The organism is Streptosporangium sp. NPDC004631, assembly GCF_053601935.1.
This window is the reverse complement of sequence record NZ_JBSGCR010000001.1, coordinates 57,638-72,770: the sequence shown is the minus strand read 5'-3', so window position 1 is coordinate 72,770 and position 15,133 is coordinate 57,638. Positions and strand designations below refer to the sequence as shown.

At 71.9% G+C, this 15,133-nt stretch carries 13 protein-coding genes; 7 read left to right on the top strand and 6 right to left on the bottom strand.

What is annotated here, in order from left to right; translation table 11 throughout:
• Positions 1 to 36: 36 nt before the first annotated feature.
• Together ACWEF2_RS00295 and ACWEF2_RS00290 are read right to left on the bottom strand one after the other, a co-directional pair.
• The gene (locus tag ACWEF2_RS00295) at positions 37 to 1,926 is read right to left on the bottom strand and encodes a CoA transferase (protein WP_453810814.1); all 1,890 of its coding nucleotides are present in this window, start codon (positions 1,924 to 1,926) and stop codon (positions 37 to 39) included.
• Complete coding sequence (locus tag ACWEF2_RS00290) at positions 1,923 to 2,993, bottom strand: flavin-containing monooxygenase (protein WP_453810813.1); 1,071 nt, start codon at positions 2,991 to 2,993, stop codon at positions 1,923 to 1,925. Before ACWEF2_RS00290 ends, ACWEF2_RS00295 begins: the two co-directional genes overlap by 4 nt.
• A 215-nt stretch (positions 2,994 to 3,208) precedes the next feature.
• Between ACWEF2_RS00290 and ACWEF2_RS00285 the strand changes: the two genes are divergently transcribed.
• The 3 genes from ACWEF2_RS00285 (at position 3,209) to ACWEF2_RS00275 (ending at position 7,712) form a co-directional block, all read left to right on the top strand.
• Positions 3,209 to 4,909, top strand: coding sequence for a class I adenylate-forming enzyme family protein (locus ACWEF2_RS00285; protein WP_453810812.1), 1,701 nt, complete (start codon positions 3,209 to 3,211; stop codon positions 4,907 to 4,909).
• Between the two features lie 158 nt (positions 4,910 to 5,067).
• Positions 5,068 to 6,540: an NAD(P)/FAD-dependent oxidoreductase gene (locus tag ACWEF2_RS00280; RefSeq protein ID WP_453810811.1), complete on the top strand. Its 1,473-nt coding sequence runs from the start codon at positions 5,068 to 5,070 to the stop codon at positions 6,538 to 6,540.
• Between the two features lie 164 nt (positions 6,541 to 6,704).
• Positions 6,705 to 7,712, top strand: coding sequence for a tyrosine-type recombinase/integrase (locus ACWEF2_RS00275; RefSeq protein ID WP_453810810.1), 1,008 nt, complete (start codon positions 6,705 to 6,707; stop codon positions 7,710 to 7,712).
• A gap of 21 nt (positions 7,713 to 7,733) precedes the next feature.
• On the opposite strand, the gene ACWEF2_RS00270 is transcribed toward ACWEF2_RS00275, so the two are convergent.
• Entirely contained in the window at positions 7,734 to 8,000 is a 267-nt protein-coding gene (locus tag ACWEF2_RS00270) for a hypothetical protein (RefSeq protein ID WP_453810809.1), read from the bottom strand.
• Between the two features lie 166 nt (positions 8,001 to 8,166).
• Between ACWEF2_RS00270 and ACWEF2_RS00265 the strand changes: the two genes are divergently transcribed.
• The 3 genes from ACWEF2_RS00265 to ACWEF2_RS00255 are packed head-to-tail and all read left to right on the top strand — an operon-like array spanning position 8,167 to position 10,651.
• Positions 8,167 to 9,084: an ABC transporter ATP-binding protein gene (locus ACWEF2_RS00265; RefSeq protein ID WP_453810808.1), complete on the top strand. Its 918-nt coding sequence runs from the start codon at positions 8,167 to 8,169 to the stop codon at positions 9,082 to 9,084.
• Between the two features lies 1 nt (position 9,085).
• Positions 9,086 to 9,844: an ABC transporter permease gene (locus tag ACWEF2_RS00260; protein ID WP_453810807.1), complete on the top strand. Its 759-nt coding sequence runs from the start codon at positions 9,086 to 9,088 to the stop codon at positions 9,842 to 9,844.
• Between the two features lie 54 nt (positions 9,845 to 9,898).
• Positions 9,899 to 10,651, top strand: coding sequence for an ABC transporter permease (locus tag ACWEF2_RS00255; protein ID WP_453810806.1), 753 nt, complete (start codon positions 9,899 to 9,901; stop codon positions 10,649 to 10,651).
• 79 nt (positions 10,652 to 10,730) lie between these two features.
• Here ACWEF2_RS00255 and ACWEF2_RS00250 read toward each other — a convergent pair whose 3' ends face one another.
• Both ACWEF2_RS00250 and ACWEF2_RS00245 read right to left on the bottom strand, forming a co-directional pair.
• Entirely contained in the window at positions 10,731 to 11,867 is a 1,137-nt protein-coding gene (locus ACWEF2_RS00250; RefSeq protein ID WP_453810805.1) for a GNAT family N-acetyltransferase, read from the bottom strand.
• A 77-nt stretch (positions 11,868 to 11,944) separates the two neighbouring features.
• Entirely contained in the window at positions 11,945 to 12,487 is a 543-nt protein-coding gene (locus ACWEF2_RS00245) for a hypothetical protein (RefSeq protein WP_453810804.1), read from the bottom strand.
• A 305-nt stretch (positions 12,488 to 12,792) separates the two neighbouring features.
• Here ACWEF2_RS00245 and ACWEF2_RS00240 point away from each other — a divergent pair, with 305 nt between their 5' ends.
• Positions 12,793 to 13,752, top strand: a complete 960-nt coding sequence (locus ACWEF2_RS00240) for a radical SAM protein (RefSeq protein ID WP_453810803.1) — start codon at positions 12,793 to 12,795, stop codon at positions 13,750 to 13,752.
• A 90-nt stretch (positions 13,753 to 13,842) separates the two neighbouring features.
• On the opposite strand, the gene ACWEF2_RS00235 is transcribed toward ACWEF2_RS00240, so the two are convergent.
• Positions 13,843 to 15,018, bottom strand: coding sequence for an Ig-like domain-containing protein (locus tag ACWEF2_RS00235; RefSeq protein ID WP_453810802.1), 1,176 nt, complete (start codon positions 15,016 to 15,018; stop codon positions 13,843 to 13,845).
• Between the last annotated feature and the right edge of the window lie 115 nt (positions 15,019 to 15,133).

Sequence of the window (15,133 nt, the reverse complement as noted above, 5' to 3'; positions counted from 1 at the left end):
CTGGCCGGGGGCTCGGAGGGGACGGCGGGCCGGGGGTCAGGGGGTGGGCCGGTGGAATCTCCATGGGGTGCGGACGAAGGCGGCTCGGTCGTGGTGCAGCAGCGGGGCCATTTCCGGGTCGCGGCCCAGGTCGGCGAGGTCGGTGCAGACGGGGGTGGCGGCTATGCCGGCCGCTCGCAGTCGTTGTGCCCAGGTGGTCGAGGAGTCGGTGCTCAGCAGTGCGGTCAGGTCGTCGGTGCCGGTGGTTCCGGTTGCCCGGTGCAGGTGGGTGGCCGTGGTGGCGGAGGGTATGGCCAGCCAGCCGTCGGCGGTGCGCAGGGGCCGGTCGAGTGCGGTCCATGTCGGGCGGCCGGCGCGGCGGCCGTGTTCCCGGCCGGTGGCCAGTGCTTCGAGGATCGGGGCCTGCAGGACGTCGGCGGCGGGCAGCAGGCCGGATTCGACGCGGCGGCCGTGGCCGTCGTGTTCGCGGGCGAGGAGTGCGGCCAGTACGCCTTCGGCGGTGAGGAGGCCGCCGAGGAAGTCCAGCAGTGTCATCAGTGACGGGGCCGGTGGTTCGCCGGGTGGGCGGAGGGTCTCCCCCAGGCCCGCGTAGGCCTGCACGATGAAGTCGGTTCCGTGTAGGGGGGCGGGTCCTGGTGTGCCGTTCCAGGCGGAGGCCTGGGCGTATATCAGGCGGGGGTTGAGGGTGGTCAGGGTGCTCTCCCCCAGTCCGAGTTCGGCGGGTTTGCCGGGGGCGAGGTTGTGGAGGAACACGTCGGCGGTGCGGACCAGGTCCATGACGGTGTCGCGGCCGTGTGGGGTGCGCAGGTCGGCGTGTGCGACGTGTTTGCCGCGGTTGAGTGCGAGGAAGGGGGCGGAGCAGTCGCCGGCCATGGGGGGGAAGCCGCGGTGGGGGTCGCCGCCGGGGGGTTCGATCCGGGTCACCGTGGCGCCCAGGCGGTGCAGCACCATGCCGGTTACCGGTCCTTGGATCCGGCGGCCCAGTTCGACGACGTGGAGCCCGGCCAGGGGGTGTTCGCCGGCGGGGGGCGGGTGCCGGTCCGTGGTGGTGGGGGGTGGCCGGTGGCCGGTGAGGGGGGTGATCGACCAGGGTGGGCCGACGCGTGCGCCGGTCCGGTGCAGTCCGAGTTCGGTGATCCGGTCCTGGTGGTCGCGTAGCCGGCTCACGGCGGCTCCCGCCTGCAGGGCCGCGGAGGTGATCTCGGTGAAGGGGTGTGTCCGGGTGGTGGTGTGCAGTTCGTCGGGGAGCAGGGCTTCGGCGCGGGGGAAGCGGATGTCGAAGGTGAGCCAGCTGCGGGCGGCGGCGCGGGCGGGGGCGCCCAGGAGGGTCCAGAGCCGGTGCCAGGAGTCGGGGGTGAGGCATTCGATCTCGAATCGGATGCCGTCGGCGGATTGGAAGGGTGGGGGTGTTCCCCGGGTGATCAGGGCGGGCAGGGGGTGTGGGTCGTCGTCCTGGGCGGTGGCGGTGGCCAGGTAGTGGGAGACGCACAGGAGTGCGGCCTCGGTGACCGAGGTGGCGACGTGGGTCGTCCGCCGGCCGCGGGTCCGGGCCAGGAGGGCGGCGAGGGTCGCGGTGGTGGCGAGTACTCCGGCGGCGGTGGTGGCGTAGTCGACGCCGATGCGCCGTGGTCCGGTGCCTTCGCGGCGGCCGTGTACGGCCATCAGGCCGCAGCGTGCCTGGGTGGTGACCTCGTCCACGGGGCCGGGCCGGAGTGGTCCGGCCCAGTCCACGCCGATGGTGAGCGGGTCGGTGTCGCCGGTGGTCAGGGTCAGGTCCCGGTGGTCGCCCGGGTGGGGTTGGGCTCCCAGGTCGGTGAGGTGGCGGTGGCACAGCCGTTCTGCGGGGGTGGCGGTTCCGCCGCTGATCCGGTGGCCGGTGAGTATGGTGGCGGCGGTGTGCCGGCTGCCGGTGGGGGGTGTGTTCACCGGGTTTTCCGGGGGGTGCCGGATGTGGGGCGGGTGGTGATGTGGGCGGCTAGCAGGGCGGCGTCGCGGCCGACGCCGGCGAGGAGGGCGGAGGCGCGGTGGGTCTGCCAGGGCAGGCCGAGCACGTAGAGGCCCGGTAGTGGGGTTCTGCCTCGGGTGTGGCGTGGCCTGCCGTCTGTGTGCAGGAGGCCGGGGTCGAGCCAGGGCAGGTGGTGGCGGTAGCCGGTGGCCCAGATCACGGTGTTGACGTCGAGGTGGGTGCCGCCGGTGAAGGTCACCCGGTGGCCGTCGGCGGCGGTGATCGGGCCGAGCCGGGTGAGGAGGCCGCGGCGGGCCGGGGTGCGCAGGTCGGTGCCGATCACGGCTTCGCGGTTGCGCATCCGCCGGCCCAGGGCCGAGTCGGTGTCGAGGGTGAGGAGTCCGAGGCGGTCGAACAGCTGGAAGAGGTCGCCGCCCAGGATGCGCTGGGGCAGGTGGGGCAGGGTTCTTCCGGACAGGAGGACGTGGCGGCCGTGCAGGGTGAGTTCGGCGGCGATCTGCGCGCCGGAGTTGCCGGATCCGACGACGAGTACGGGGCCGTCGGGCAGGGAGGCGGGGTTGCGGTAGTGGGCGCTGTGCACCGTGGTCACCTGGGGGGACAGGCCGGTGGCCGTGGCCGGGATGTGGGGGGTCTGGAAGGGGCCGGTGGCCATGACCACGTGGTGGGCGCGCAGGGTGTCGCCGGTGGTGGTGAGGGTGAGGGTTCCGTTGTCGGTGTGCAGGCCGGTGACGCGGGTGCCGAGTCGTACGGGTAGGTCGAACGTGGCGGCGTAGTGGGTGAGGTAGTCGGCGACGGCGTTTTTGCCGGGGTGGTGGCCGGGGTGGCCGGGGAAGGGCAGGCCGGGCAGGCCGTTGTGGCGTGCGGGGGTGAAGAGCCGTAGTGAGTCCCAGCGTCCGCGCCATGAGGCGCCCAGTTCCGTTGCGGCGTCCAGGAGGAGGAAGTCGCAGCCCAGCCGGGTCAGGTGGTGTCCCATGGCGAGTCCGGCCTGGCCGGCTCCGATCACGGCGACGTGTGTGTCGGTGCTCATCTCGTCGGCGGCGCGGGCCGGCTCTGTGGGACGGCCGGGGTGCCGCTCCTCCTTCCGGGCGGGGGTGTCGAGGGGGCCGGGGGTGCCGGGTGGGGGGCCGGCGGGAATTTGTCCGTGGTGAACCATCAGAGGTTGGTTGAGGGGAATTGTCGAGCCTCTGTCGTGTTCTCGACATTCTGTGGCGCGGGTCTTATTTCCGGGGATTCCATGGGGGCATGGATACGCCGCTGGATGGTCGGTACTGGCCGCCTGGTCTGCCGTTTTCGCTGGATTATCCCGATGTTCCGGTGACGGCGATTCTGGCGGGTTCGGCGGGGCGCTGGCCGGGGCGTGTCGCGTTCCGGCAGGCGGGGCGGGAAATGCGGTATGGGGAGTTGTGGAGGGAGGCGTGCCGTTTCGGTAATGGTCTGCGCGTGCGGGGAGTCGGCCGGGGTGATGTGGTGGTGTGCCGGTTGCCGAACGTGCTGGAGTTCCCGGTCGTGTATTACGGGGTGCTGCTGGCCGGGGCGGTCTTCTGCCCGGTGAATCCGCTGCTGCCCGGTGGCGACCTCGCCGTTCGGCTCGGTGAGTGCGGGGCTGTGGCGCTGGTGACGGCGGATCTGGGTCCGGCGGTGCTGGAGGCCGTGGAGGAGGCGGGGACGCGGTACGTCGTCGTGGCCGGGGACGGGGCGGGTGCCGCCGTGCCGGGTGGCCGGGCGGTGGGTCTGGCGGCCGTGGGCGTGGGGCGGGGGTGCGATCCGCCGTCGGCGGGGCTGGTCCCCCGGGCCGATCTGGCGCACATCGTCTACACCGGCGGGACCACCGGGCACCCCAAGGGCGCCATGCTGACGCACCGTAACGTGGTGGCCAACACGCTGCAGAACGCCTGCTGGTTCACCGGGACGGTGCCGAGGACCGGCGCGGGGGCGGGCGGTCATCCGGGGGTGGTGCTGGAGGCGGCCGGTCCGGCGGCGGAGTACGCCCAGCGGCCGGGTGAGACGAGCATCGTGACCGTCGCCCCGTGGTTTCACGCGCTGGGACTGATCGCCTATCTGGGGCTGCAGGTCGCGGCCGGCTCGACCGTGGTGGTCCATTCGAGGTTCGACGTCGCCGCGTTCGTCGCGGACGCGCGGCGGTTCGGGGTGACCCAGGTGGGGGGTGCGCCCGCGATGTTGCGCGCGCTGCTGGCCGATCCGTCGTGCCGGGCGGGTGGTCTGCCGTCGGTGCGCACGGTGACCTCCGGGGCGGCGCCGCTGCCCGGGGAGACCTTCGCCGGGCTGCGGGAGCGGTTTCCCGGGGCGGCGATCGTGGAGGGGTACGGCATGGCGGAGGTGACGATGGGGGTGAGTGCGAATCCGGTGAACGGTTCGGGGCCGCGTAAGGCGGGCAGCGTCGGCCTGCCGATCTTCGACACCGAGGTGAAGATCGTCGGCGCGGGTGGCGCGGCGGTGACCGGTGACACCCCCGGGGTGGGGGCCGGGCGGGAGGGGGAGATCTGTGTGCGGGGCCCGCAGGTGATGGCCGGCTACCGGAACCGTCCTGAGGAGACCGCGGCGGTGCTCAGCGCCGACGGGTGGCTGCGGACCGGCGACGTGGGGGTGGTGGACGAGGACGGTTACCTGTCCGTGGTCGGCCGGATGAAGGACCTGCTCATCTACAAGGGCTACAACGTCTATCCCCGGGAGCTGGAGGAGATTTTGCTGGCCCATCCGGCGGTGCGGAACGCCGCCGTGGTCGGCCGTCCCGACGCGGAGGCGGGTGAGGTGCCGGTGGCGTTCGTGGCCGCGGCGGCGCCGGTCGGGGCGGAGGATCTGCTGGCTCACGTCAACGGGCGGGTGGTGCCGTACAAGAGGGTTCGCGAGGTGCGTTTCGTGGACGAGATTCCGGTGTCGGCGTCGGGAAAGATTCTGAAACGTCTGCTGCGTGATCTTCTCTGATCCCGCCGCGTGTTTTCTCCGGGGGGTCGTTCACGGTGCCGGTCCGCTGGCCGGCGGGGTCCGGCGGGGGCGGTTCCCCGGCACCGTTGCCTGGTTTTTCGCCGTTGAGTTTTCCGCGTGGGACGGTTCCGTTCCCATCCGCATCAGAGGGAGTGTCCATGACGGACGATGTCAGGGTTGATGTCGCGATCGTCGGCAACGGTGTCGTCGGGTTGTCGATCGCGCTGGAGCTGGCCCGGCGCGGCCCTGGGGTCCGGGTCGCGGTCATCGGGCCGCCGGATCGCGCGGGGGCGGCCTCGGCGGCGGCGGGCGCCATGCTCAACTGTTTCGGTGAGGTCACCGGGAGGACCTCGGCGCACGAGGCGGGCCTGGCGAGGCTGCGGTTGTGCCGGGAGGCGCTCGACGCGTGGCCGGGCTGGCTGGAGGACCTGGCCGGGGAGGCGGCGGAGCCGGGGTTGCCGGGGTACTTCCGGCCGGGCACCTTCGTGGTGCTGAACACGAGGTCGGGGAGGCTGGACGAGGACAACTTCCACGCGACCAGGGCGGCGCTGGCCGGGGCGGGTGAGCCGTACGAGGAGGTGGAGCCCCGTGACATCGCCGGTCTTGATCCGGTTCCCGGCGCCCGGCCGCTCCGCGCGATGTTCCTGCGGCGGGAGGGGGCGATCGACGCGCGGCGGGTGCTCGCCGCGCTCGGCCGGGCGGCCGGGCGGTACGGCGTGCTGGACGTCCCGGTGGAGGCGGAGTCGCTGCGGGTGACGGAGGACCGGGTGACCGGTGTGCGGCTGGCGGGCGGCGGTGTGGTGTCGGCGGGTGCCGTGGTGGTCGCGGCGGGGGCGTTCAGCGGGCGTTTTCTCGATGTGCTGCCGCCCGGCGCGGTGCCTCCGCTGCTGTCGGGGGTGGGGATCTCCGTCGAGACCCGGCGGGTGCGGCCGCCGGGTTTTGAGCATGTGGTGCGCACGCCCAACCGGTCGGGGTCGTGCGGGCTGCACGTGGTGCCGCTCGGGGACGGGCTGGAGTACATCGGGGCGACCAACATCGTGAGCCGGTCGCCGGTTCACGAGCCGGGTCTGGGGATGACGCAGTTTCTGCTGCAGTGCGCCCGTGAGCAGCTTGACCATCGCCTGTTTCACTCCCTGGCCGGTCGGTGGATGGTGGGCAACCGGCCGGTCGCGCTGGATGGTTTCCCGCTGTTCGGCGGCACCTCGCTGGGCGGGTTGTCCCTGGCGGCCGGAACCTACCGGGACGGGTTTCACTGCTCGCCGGTGCTCGCCGGGCGGGTGGCCGAGCAGGTGCTGTCGGCGTCGCCGGTCGTGGAGGGGCTGGAGCTGTTCCGTCCCGAGCGTGCCCCGATCGAGACCATGTCGGTTGAGGAGTCGGTCGCGGAGTTCGCCTATCACGGTGTCTGCGGGGCTTTCGAGGGTGGGCTGGAGTTGCCGTCCTGGATCGACCCTCAGGCGCTCGAACCGGTGTACCGGCAGGCGGCGGAGGTGCTGTACGGCCGGTTGGAGGTTCCGGTGGCGTTGCCGCCGGAGATGGTCATGCATCTGTCGCTCAACGCCGCCTCGCAGGACGACGTCGAGTCCGTGGCCGGGTATCTGAAGGCGGCGGCGGCCTATCACGCCGGGCGGTGACGGGGCGCCGGGGGTGGGTGTGGCGGGTGAACGGCGGGTGGTGGGTCGTACGGCGGTTACGCCGGTATGGCGTGTTGCCGACCTGTCCGCCCCTGTTTGCTGCATGATCGCACTTATGCAGCGGCTGACAGGGGCGACGCCCTCCCCCGGAGGAGGGGGTCACGATGGATGCCCGTGATCCGCTGGTGCTCATGCGGCTGCCGGAGGCGGCCGGTGAGTTCCTGTCCTCCCTGCGGGCCAAGAAGCTCTCCCCGCACACGGTCGCCGGATACGACAGCGACCTGCGGATCGTCGCGGAGTTGGTGGCGGGGCTGGAGGGGGTGGCCGTGGCCGACCTTGAGGTGCGCGGGCTTGGCGGGCGTGTTGTCCGGGCCGCGTTCGCCGGCTTCTCCGACTCCCGGTCGGCGGCCAGCGTCAACCGGGCCTGGAGCGCGTGGAACCAGTTCCTCACCTTCTGCGTGGCCGAGGGCCTGCTGGAGGGCAACCCCATGGCGGCGGTCCCCCGGCCCAAGCAGCCGGCCAAGGCGCCCAAGCCGCTGCTGGGCGACGGGTCGGCGTCGGCGACGTTGCTGGAGCGGATCGCCGCCGGGGCCCGCAGGGCCCGTGATCCGTGGGTGGAGCGTGACCTGGTGGTGCTGGCGCTGGCGCTGGTCACCGGCATGCGGTCGGCGGAGCTGCTGGGCGTCACCCTGGGCTCGATCGGCGGCTCCGCTGGGGATCGGCGTGTCCAGGTGGTCGGCAAGGGCGGCAGGACCAGGTCGCTGCCGATCGAGCCGCCGATCGAGCGGCTCATCGAGCGGTATCTGCACAGCCGGCTCGTCCGGTTCGGGCTTACCTCGCTCCCCCGGTCGGCGGCGTTGCTGGTCGACGTCCGCAACGAGCCGTTGCAGCGGGGCGGCCTGCAGTATCTGGTGCGGCAGTGTTACCGGTACGCGGGGGTGCACGACCGGGTGCAGCGGGGCACTCTGGTGCACGCGCTGCGCCACGAGTTCGCCACCAGGCTGGCCGAGCGGGGGGCCTCGGCCCATGAGCTGATGGAGTTGCTGGGTCACTCCTCGATCGTGACCGGTCAGGCCTACGTCGCCTCGACGGCCCGTGAGGTGCGCCGGGCCGCGCAGGGAAATCCGGCCTACGGCGTGCTGGACCGGCTGGTGGAGCGCGGGCGGGCTTGAGGCGCGTCGCGTGCGGGCGGGTCAGCGGGGGCCGGGGCGGAGTTTCCTGACGAGGCGGGCGGCGGTGCGGTGGCTCACGCCGGTCTCACCGCGGACCAGGAAGACGGCCTGGTCGAACTGGCCGGTGGTTTTGAGCTGGAGGATCTGCTCGATGACCTCGGGGCCGAGGCCGCCGCCGATGAGGGTGTTGCGGGGGCGCCGGGTCAGCCGTACGGCGAGCACGATGAGGCCGATGATCGCCACCGCGAGGAGGGCGGTCAGCAGGAGGACGACGATCACGTTCGACATGGGGTGAGCGTACCTTCGCCAACCGGCCGGCGGGGGGCCGCCGGAGCGGGTTTCGCCGCCCTCCCCGGTTTTTTCCGGCCGGGGGCCTCGCCGGGGCGGGCCGGCCGGGTGCGGCGGGCCGGGAATCTGATCGAAACTGTCGCCGGGCTCTGTTACGGTCCAGGGCGTGTCTGAAGATCTTATCCGGGCGCGTGGCCTGGTCAAGCGGTTCGGTGACTTCACCGCGGTCGACGGGATCGATCTGCGGGTGGCGCGCGGTGAGGCCTTCGGCTTTCTGGGGCCGAACGGCGCCGGCAAGTCCTCGACGATGCGCATGATCAGTTGTGTGTCGATGCCGACCTCGGGCGAGTTGCGCGTCCTGGGGATGGATCCGGTGCGTGACGGGCCGAGGATCCGGGCGCGGCTGGGGGTGTGCCCGCAGCTGGACAATCTCGATCCGGATCTGAACGTGCGGGAGAACCTGGTGACCTACGCGCGCTACTTCGGGTTGTCCAGGGCGCGGGCGCGGCTGCGGGCCGATGAGCTGCTGGAGTTCGTGCAGCTGAGGGAGAGGGCCACCAGCAGGGTGGAGCCGTTGTCGGGGGGGATGAAGCGGCGGCTGACGATCGCGCGGGCGATGGTGAACGAGCCGGATCTGGTGCTGCTGGACGAGCCGACGACCGGGCTGGATCCGCAGGCCAGGCATCTGCTGTGGGAGCGGTTGTTCCGGTTGAGGCAGCGGGGCACGACGCTGGTGCTGACAACGCATTACATGGACGAGGCCGAGCAGTTGTGCGATCGGCTGGTGGTGATGGACGGCGGGCGGATCGTGGCGGAGGGGTCGCCGCGGTCGCTGATCGAGAGGTACTGCACGCCCGAGGTGGTGGAGTTGCGGTTCGCCGACGAGGTGGACTACGCGGGCAAGCTCGCGGGGATCGGGCGGGTCGATCCCCTGCCGGATCGGATCCTGCTGTACGCCGATGACGGGGACGCGGCGGTGGCCGAGGTGCGTCGGCGGGGGCTGGCGCCCTCAGGTGTGCTGGTGCGCCGTTCCTCGCTGGAGGATGTGTTCTTGCAGCTGACCGGCCGCACCCTGGTGGACTGAGATGGCGCATCCGACGGTGGCGGTGCTTGAGCGGCATCTTTTCCTGTACCGGCGGCTGTGGCGGGCGTCGGTGTTCTCCTCGTTTGTGCTGCCGGTGCTGTTTTTGGTCGGCATCGGCGTCGGGGTGGGCCGGCATGTCGGTGAGCTCGGCGGGGTGGACTACCTGGCGTGGATCGTGCCGGGGGTGATGGCCTCGACGGCGTTTCAGATGGCGGTCGGCGAGTCGACGTATTCGGTGCTGGGTGACTTCAAGTGGGTGCGCGGCTGTCACGCGATGTCCGCCACCCCGGTCCGGGTGCCGGACATGGTGTGGGGGCGGCTGCTGTACGTCCTGTTGCGGGTGGAGATCGCGGCGCTGGTGTTCTTGGGGGTCACCGCGGTGTTCGGCGCGCTGCGCTCGCCCTGGGCGGCGCTGACCCCGGTGGTCGCGGGGCTGGTGGCGCTGGCGGCGGCGGCCCCGGTGACGGCGTTCGCCGCGAGTGTCGAGCACGAAGGCCACTTCGCGCTGCTGTTTCGGTTTGTGATGATTCCTTCGACGTTGTTCGCCGGGGTGTTCTTTCCGGTGGATCAGCTGCCGCCGCAGGTGCGGCCGCTGGCGTATGTGTCGCCGCTGTGGCACGGGGTGGAGCTGAGCCGGGCGGCGACGCTGGGGGTGGCCGCGCCGTGGCCGGTGTGGGCGCATGTGGGGTGTCTGCTGGTGTGCGCCGGGGCCGGGGTGACCTGGGCGGTCGCCGCCTTCCGTAAGCGACTTCAGGACTGAGGCATGGTTTCTGCGATGCCGGCCGCGCGGGTGTCCCCGGCCCGGGTGGGTGCGGTGATCAACCGTAATGTGGGGGCGCTGAGGTCGGGGCCGTCGTACTGGCTGGTGCTGGTTTCGGGGTTCTTTGAGCCGATGCTGTATCTGCTGTCGATCGGGGTCGGGGTGGGGGCGCTCGTCGGTGATCTGAGGTTGCCGGGCGGGCGGGTGGTGGAGTACGCCGTGTTTGTGGCGCCGGCGATGCTGGCGGTCTCGGCGATGTCGGGGGCGTTGTCGGAGACGACGTTCAACTTCTTCTTCAAGATGCGCTACGCCAAGACGTTCGACGCGGTTCTGGCGACGCCGGTGAAGCCGTTCGAGATCGCGCTGGGAGAGCTGGCGTGGGCGATGGTGCGCAGTTCGGTCTACGCGGGGGCGTTCTTGGTGGTGATGGTCGTGCTGGGGCTGACGCGGGTGTGGTGGGCGCTGGCGGCGTTTCCGGCGACGTTGCTGGTGGGGCTGGCCTTCGGCGGGGCCGGGATGGCGATCAGCACGCTGATGCGGGGCTGGCAGGACTTCGACATGCTGACCACGGGGCAGTTCGCGTTGTTTCTGTTCTCCGGGACGTTCTCCCCGGTGCACGAGTATCCGCCGGTGATGGAGGTCGTGGTGGAGCTGACCCCGCTGTATCACGCGGTGGAGTTGGTGCGTGCCCTGGCGATCGGCGAGCCGGGGTGGGGGTTGCTGGGGCACGGCGGGTATCTGCTGGTGATGACGGCCGCGGGGCTGGGTTTCGCGGCGCGGCGTATTCAGCGGACGCTGTGCGAGTAGGTCCAGGGGTCTTGCCCGCGGTGCCGGTTCGGTCCGCCCGGGCCGGCACCGGGCGGACGCCGGGTGGACCGGGTGGCGTTCAGCGGTCGTCGGCGGGGATGGCGAAGGGGGTGGCGGAGACGACCGAGGTGATCGGGAGGGGGCCGTAGATGTGGGGGAAGGGTTCGGTGGAGTCGGCGGGGATCTCCAGGCGGACGTCGAGGCCGGTGGGGTCGACGGTGAGCAGGACCAGCGGGGCGATGACGTCGCGGAAGAAACGCCGGGCGACCTGCCGTAGCTGGGCCGGATCCGAGCAGGCGTGGATGAACCCCTCCTGTTCGAGGGTGCGGCCGAGGGTGGAGACGCGGTACTCCCCCGCCGCCTGGCCGGCGTCCCAGTCGGAGGCCAGCGCCAGGTGCAGGATGGCCGCCGGTACGGGGGTCGGCGCGAAGGGGCCGGAGTCGCCGGGAGGGGCGGGGAGGGAGCCGCCGGTGATCTGGGGGGTGGCGTCCGGGCGGGAGACGCGCGGCGGGTGAGGACGGGCGTGCCACTCGTGTCGCAGGATCGCGTAGACCAGTTCGTCGGTCCACTCCCCCTTGACCATCTCGTTGGCCACCAGGTGGGCCTCGCGGCGCATGCCCAGCCGTTCCAGCACCCGGGCGGAGGCGGTGTTGCGGCCGTCGAGACGGCCGACGATCCGGTGCAGGTCCAGGCCGTCGAAGCCCAGGGCGAGCAGGGCCTCGGCCGTCTCCGTGGCGTATCCCCTGCCGTGGTGGCGGGGGTGGAAGACGTAGCCGATCTCCCCGCCGCGGTGCAGGCGGCTGTGCCAGATCAGCACGCCGTCGCCGATCAGCTCTCCGGTGGCGGCCAGTTCCACCGCCAGGGCGAGTGCCTGGCCCTCGGCCGTCAGCGCCGTCTGGCCGATCTTGGTTTCCAGCGCCTCGGCGACCTGTTCCCTGTCACGGGCGGGCCAGTACAGGTAGCGGGTCACCTCGGGGAGTGAGTGGATGGCGTGCAGCGCCTCCAGGTCGCCGCGGGTGAAGGGGCGCAGGATCAGGCGGTCGGTGCGGATCGGGTGGGAAGGTCTCAGCATCCGGCCAGGGTAGATCAGCCGGCGGGTGGCGGCCCATCCGCTGTCGCCGGGGCGGGCGGCCCGGCGGGGCGTGTGCGCCCGCCGCCGTATGGGATCTCGCCCGCCCCGCGTGGTGCCCGGCGGCTGAGCGGTTCCGGTTCTCACCGCTCCGCGTTCCGGCGCCCTCGCCGTTGAGCCGCCGCCCCGGGCCTGCGGCCGGGGCGGCCCTGGGCGTCTGTGCCTTAGGCGACGCTGATGCGTCCGCCGGCGTGCACCTGCTTGAGCCCGGTGAAGCACTGGGTGCCCTGGAGCGGGGAGGTGGTGAGCTCGCCTCCGACGGTCTTGCCGTCGAACTGGCCGTCCGTGACGGTGCCCTTCAGCGTGATCGTCCACAGGACCGTGCGCTCGATCTGCACGTCGACCGTGCTGGTGAGTGTGGAGCCGTCCTCAAGCGTCCAGTCGATCTTGCCGCTGCCGGTGCCGCCGGGGACGATCCCGCCCGCCACGCAGCTGACCGTGGTGTCCTGGAAGTTGGCGGTGAACTTGAAGCTCTTGACGCCGGTGCCGCCGGTGTCGTTGCAGGCCCCGCCGGCCACGTAGGTGATGTTCTGCGACTGGGGCGCGAACGTCACTCCGGGCGCGAACTGCATCGGACCGGCGGCGGCACAGGAGACCGACCCGTCCGCGTGGGCGAACGCCGGCGCGCCGAGCGCTGCCCCGGCACCCACGGTGACCGTTGCCGCGGTGGCGACGGCGGCGACGCGCGAGAGGAACTGGACGAGCATGCTGCTTCCTTTCGGGGAGGTGGCGGTGGGCGCTGTCACTTGCGCCTCACCGCCATCAGAAGACGACTCCATCATCGTATGACTACCGAGTGTGATTTCAATATGACGAACTGTTACCAGTGTGGGAGGGGGTTCTCCCCCGCGCAGAGGTTTGAGTCTCTCGCCGGCCCGCGGGGATCACCGGTCGGCGACGCCTGCCGCATGCGCCGGGCGCCGTCCCCGATCGGCCGCGTCCGCGCGCCGCGCCGGGCGTCCGGCGTGGATCCCCTTGCGGGCGGTGTCGAAAACGTGTTCCACTGATCGGCATGCGATGGGAGGCGCCCACCCTGCTCGCCGAGCCCGCGGCCGATCTCCGGCCGCGGATCGAGCGCACCGCGGTGACCCGGGTCCACGGCGCGCTGACCTGCTACGAGGTGCGGGCCCGCACCGCGCTGGAGCGCGCCCCCGGCGGCTGGTCGGTCAATCCCTACCGCGGGTGCGCGCACGCCTGCCGCTACTGCGCGGTACGGCGGGGCCACCGCCGTCTGGGGCTGGACCCCGGCGCGGACTTCGACTCCCGGATCGTGGTGCGCACCGACGTCGCGCGGCGGCTGCGCGCCGAGCTGGCGGTCGGATGGGACGGCGGTCCCGTCGACGTCGGCGTGGCCGGCGACTGCTACCAGGGCGCCGAGGACGTCTACCGGCTGATGCCCGGCGTGGTGGCCGCCCTGCGCGGGGCCGGAGCGGCCTTCACCGTGCACACCAAGAGCACGCTGATCCTGCGTGACGCCGGGCTGCTGGCCTCGGCTCCCGGCGTGGAGGTGATGGTCTCGATCGCGTTCGTCGACGACCGGATCCGCCGGACCGTGGAGCCGGGCGCGCCCGGCGCGCAGAAGCGCCTGGAACTGGTGGCCGAGCTCAACGCGCGCGGGGTGGCCTGCGGGGTGGCGATGGCGCCCGTCCTGCCGCTGCTCACCGACTCCCCCGACCAGCTCGCCGCCACCGTGCGCCGTGTCGCGGCCGCCGGCGCCGGCGGCCTCACCGCGCGCGTGCTGCGCCTGCCGCCGGGTGCCCGGGAGTGGTACCTCGCCTGGCTCGGTGAGCATCATCCCGCGCTGACCGCCCGGTACGGCGAGCTGTACGGCGGGGGCCCCGACGCCGACCCCGGCTATGTGCGGCGTGTCACCGGGCAGGTCGCGCAGCTGGCCACCCGCTACGGCCTGCGTATGGAGCGGCCCGCGCGGCGGCCGGTGCCGCCCGGTCACCCCCAGCTCACCCTGCTGTGAGAGGGGGCGGGCCGTGCGGTCGCCCGCGCACGGCCGGGGCCCTTACCGGCCATCGGCGGGAAATGGGGGTGTGGGAGTCGGGCGGGCCGTTCACGACTTGACGGCGCTGCCCTTCCTCCACTCCTTGAAGGGCATCTGCCAAAAGCCCCAGCCGTTGTTCCACTCCAGTGGCCGGCTGGTGCCGGTGACGGTGATGACGTCGCCGCGCTGGACCTGGTCGTAGAACCATCTGGCCTGGTCGGGGCGGGCGTTGACGCAGCCGTGGCTGACGTTCTGGCGGCCCTGGGCCCAGACGTTGTTCAGCGCGTGGACGTACTCGCCGCTGTTGGAGAACCGCACCGCGTGGTTGATCATCAGGTCGTAGTAGCCGGGGTCGCCCTTCTCGCGGCCCGGGGAGATCATCCGCTCGGGGTTGGCCTTGCCCATGGCGAGGTGCACGCCGCTGGTGGTGGTGTACTCCCGGGTGTCGCCCTTGCCGGCGCTGATCAGCATGGTCTGCACGACCTTGCCGTCCCGCCTGACGACCATTCTGTGCCTGCGGGCGTCGACGGTGGCGATCTGGGCCGCGCCGATCCGGATGACCTTGGTGAAGTCCTTCACCCCGTACATGTCCTTGCCGCCTCGCACGCCGTTGAGGCGGGCGGTGAAGGTCACCTTCTGGTGGGCCTGCCAGAACTTGGCGGTCCGGTAGATCACGGTGCTGTCGTTGATCCACCGCCAGGCGCCGGGGGCCGGCTTCTCCGCCTCGATCTCCAGCGCCTTCTCCACGGTGGCCTTGTGGGTGATCCGCTGGTTGAAGGTGACGATGATCGGCGCCCCCACGCCGACCTTCTCCCCCTTGATCGCCGGGGTGACGTCCGCCACCGCCAGCTCGACCTTCGGCTTGAGCGTCCTGAAGGAGCTGCTGACGGTCGTGCCGTCCACCGCGCGCGCCGAGACGGTGTACGCGCTGGAGGACTTCAGCGGCATCGTGGACACCCATCTGGTCCGGCGGGCGTCGTAGTCGCCCTCCAGCTGTTGGCCGCCGCTCTCCACGGTGACCTGCTCAAGCGCGCCGTTCGAGGCGGTGACGACCACCTTTCTGTCCGGGCGGACGGGGGCGCTGCCCTCGGCGGGGCTGATCTTTATCACCGGTCCGGCCGGGGTGCTCGGCGCGGCGGAGCCTCCCGGGCTCCCGTCGGCGGGGTCCGTCGTGGGCGACCCGCTGGAGCAGGAGGTGACGAGCATGGCGGTAGCCAGGGTCAGCCCTGCCAGGGGTGTCCTCAAACCACGACTTTCCACGGTTAGCACAACTTTCTCCCCCATAGCCGCAAAGTGCGTTTAAAAACTTTAATAGGTGATGCGCATGGGGTGTGCATGGTTCATATGACTTAGGTCACGT

Coding starts and splice junctions, on each gene's coding strand:
- ACWEF2_RS00290 (WP_453810813.1), bottom strand. CDS start 2,993: ATGAGCACCGACACACACGTCGCCGTGATCGGAGCCGGCCAGGCCGGA.
- ACWEF2_RS00285 (WP_453810812.1), top strand. CDS start 3,209: ATGGATACGCCGCTGGATGGTCGGTACTGGCCGCCTGGTCTGCCGTTT.
- ACWEF2_RS00280 (WP_453810811.1), top strand. CDS start 5,068: ATGACGGACGATGTCAGGGTTGATGTCGCGATCGTCGGCAACGGTGTC.
- ACWEF2_RS00275 (WP_453810810.1), top strand. CDS start 6,705: ATGGATGCCCGTGATCCGCTGGTGCTCATGCGGCTGCCGGAGGCGGCC.
- ACWEF2_RS00270 (WP_453810809.1), bottom strand. CDS start 8,000: ATGTCGAACGTGATCGTCGTCCTCCTGCTGACCGCCCTCCTCGCGGTG.
- ACWEF2_RS00260 (WP_453810807.1), top strand. CDS start 9,086: ATGGCGCATCCGACGGTGGCGGTGCTTGAGCGGCATCTTTTCCTGTAC.
- ACWEF2_RS00245 (WP_453810804.1), bottom strand. CDS start 12,487: ATGCTCGTCCAGTTCCTCTCGCGCGTCGCCGCCGTCGCCACCGCGGCA.
- ACWEF2_RS00240 (WP_453810803.1), top strand. CDS start 12,793: ATGCGATGGGAGGCGCCCACCCTGCTCGCCGAGCCCGCGGCCGATCTC.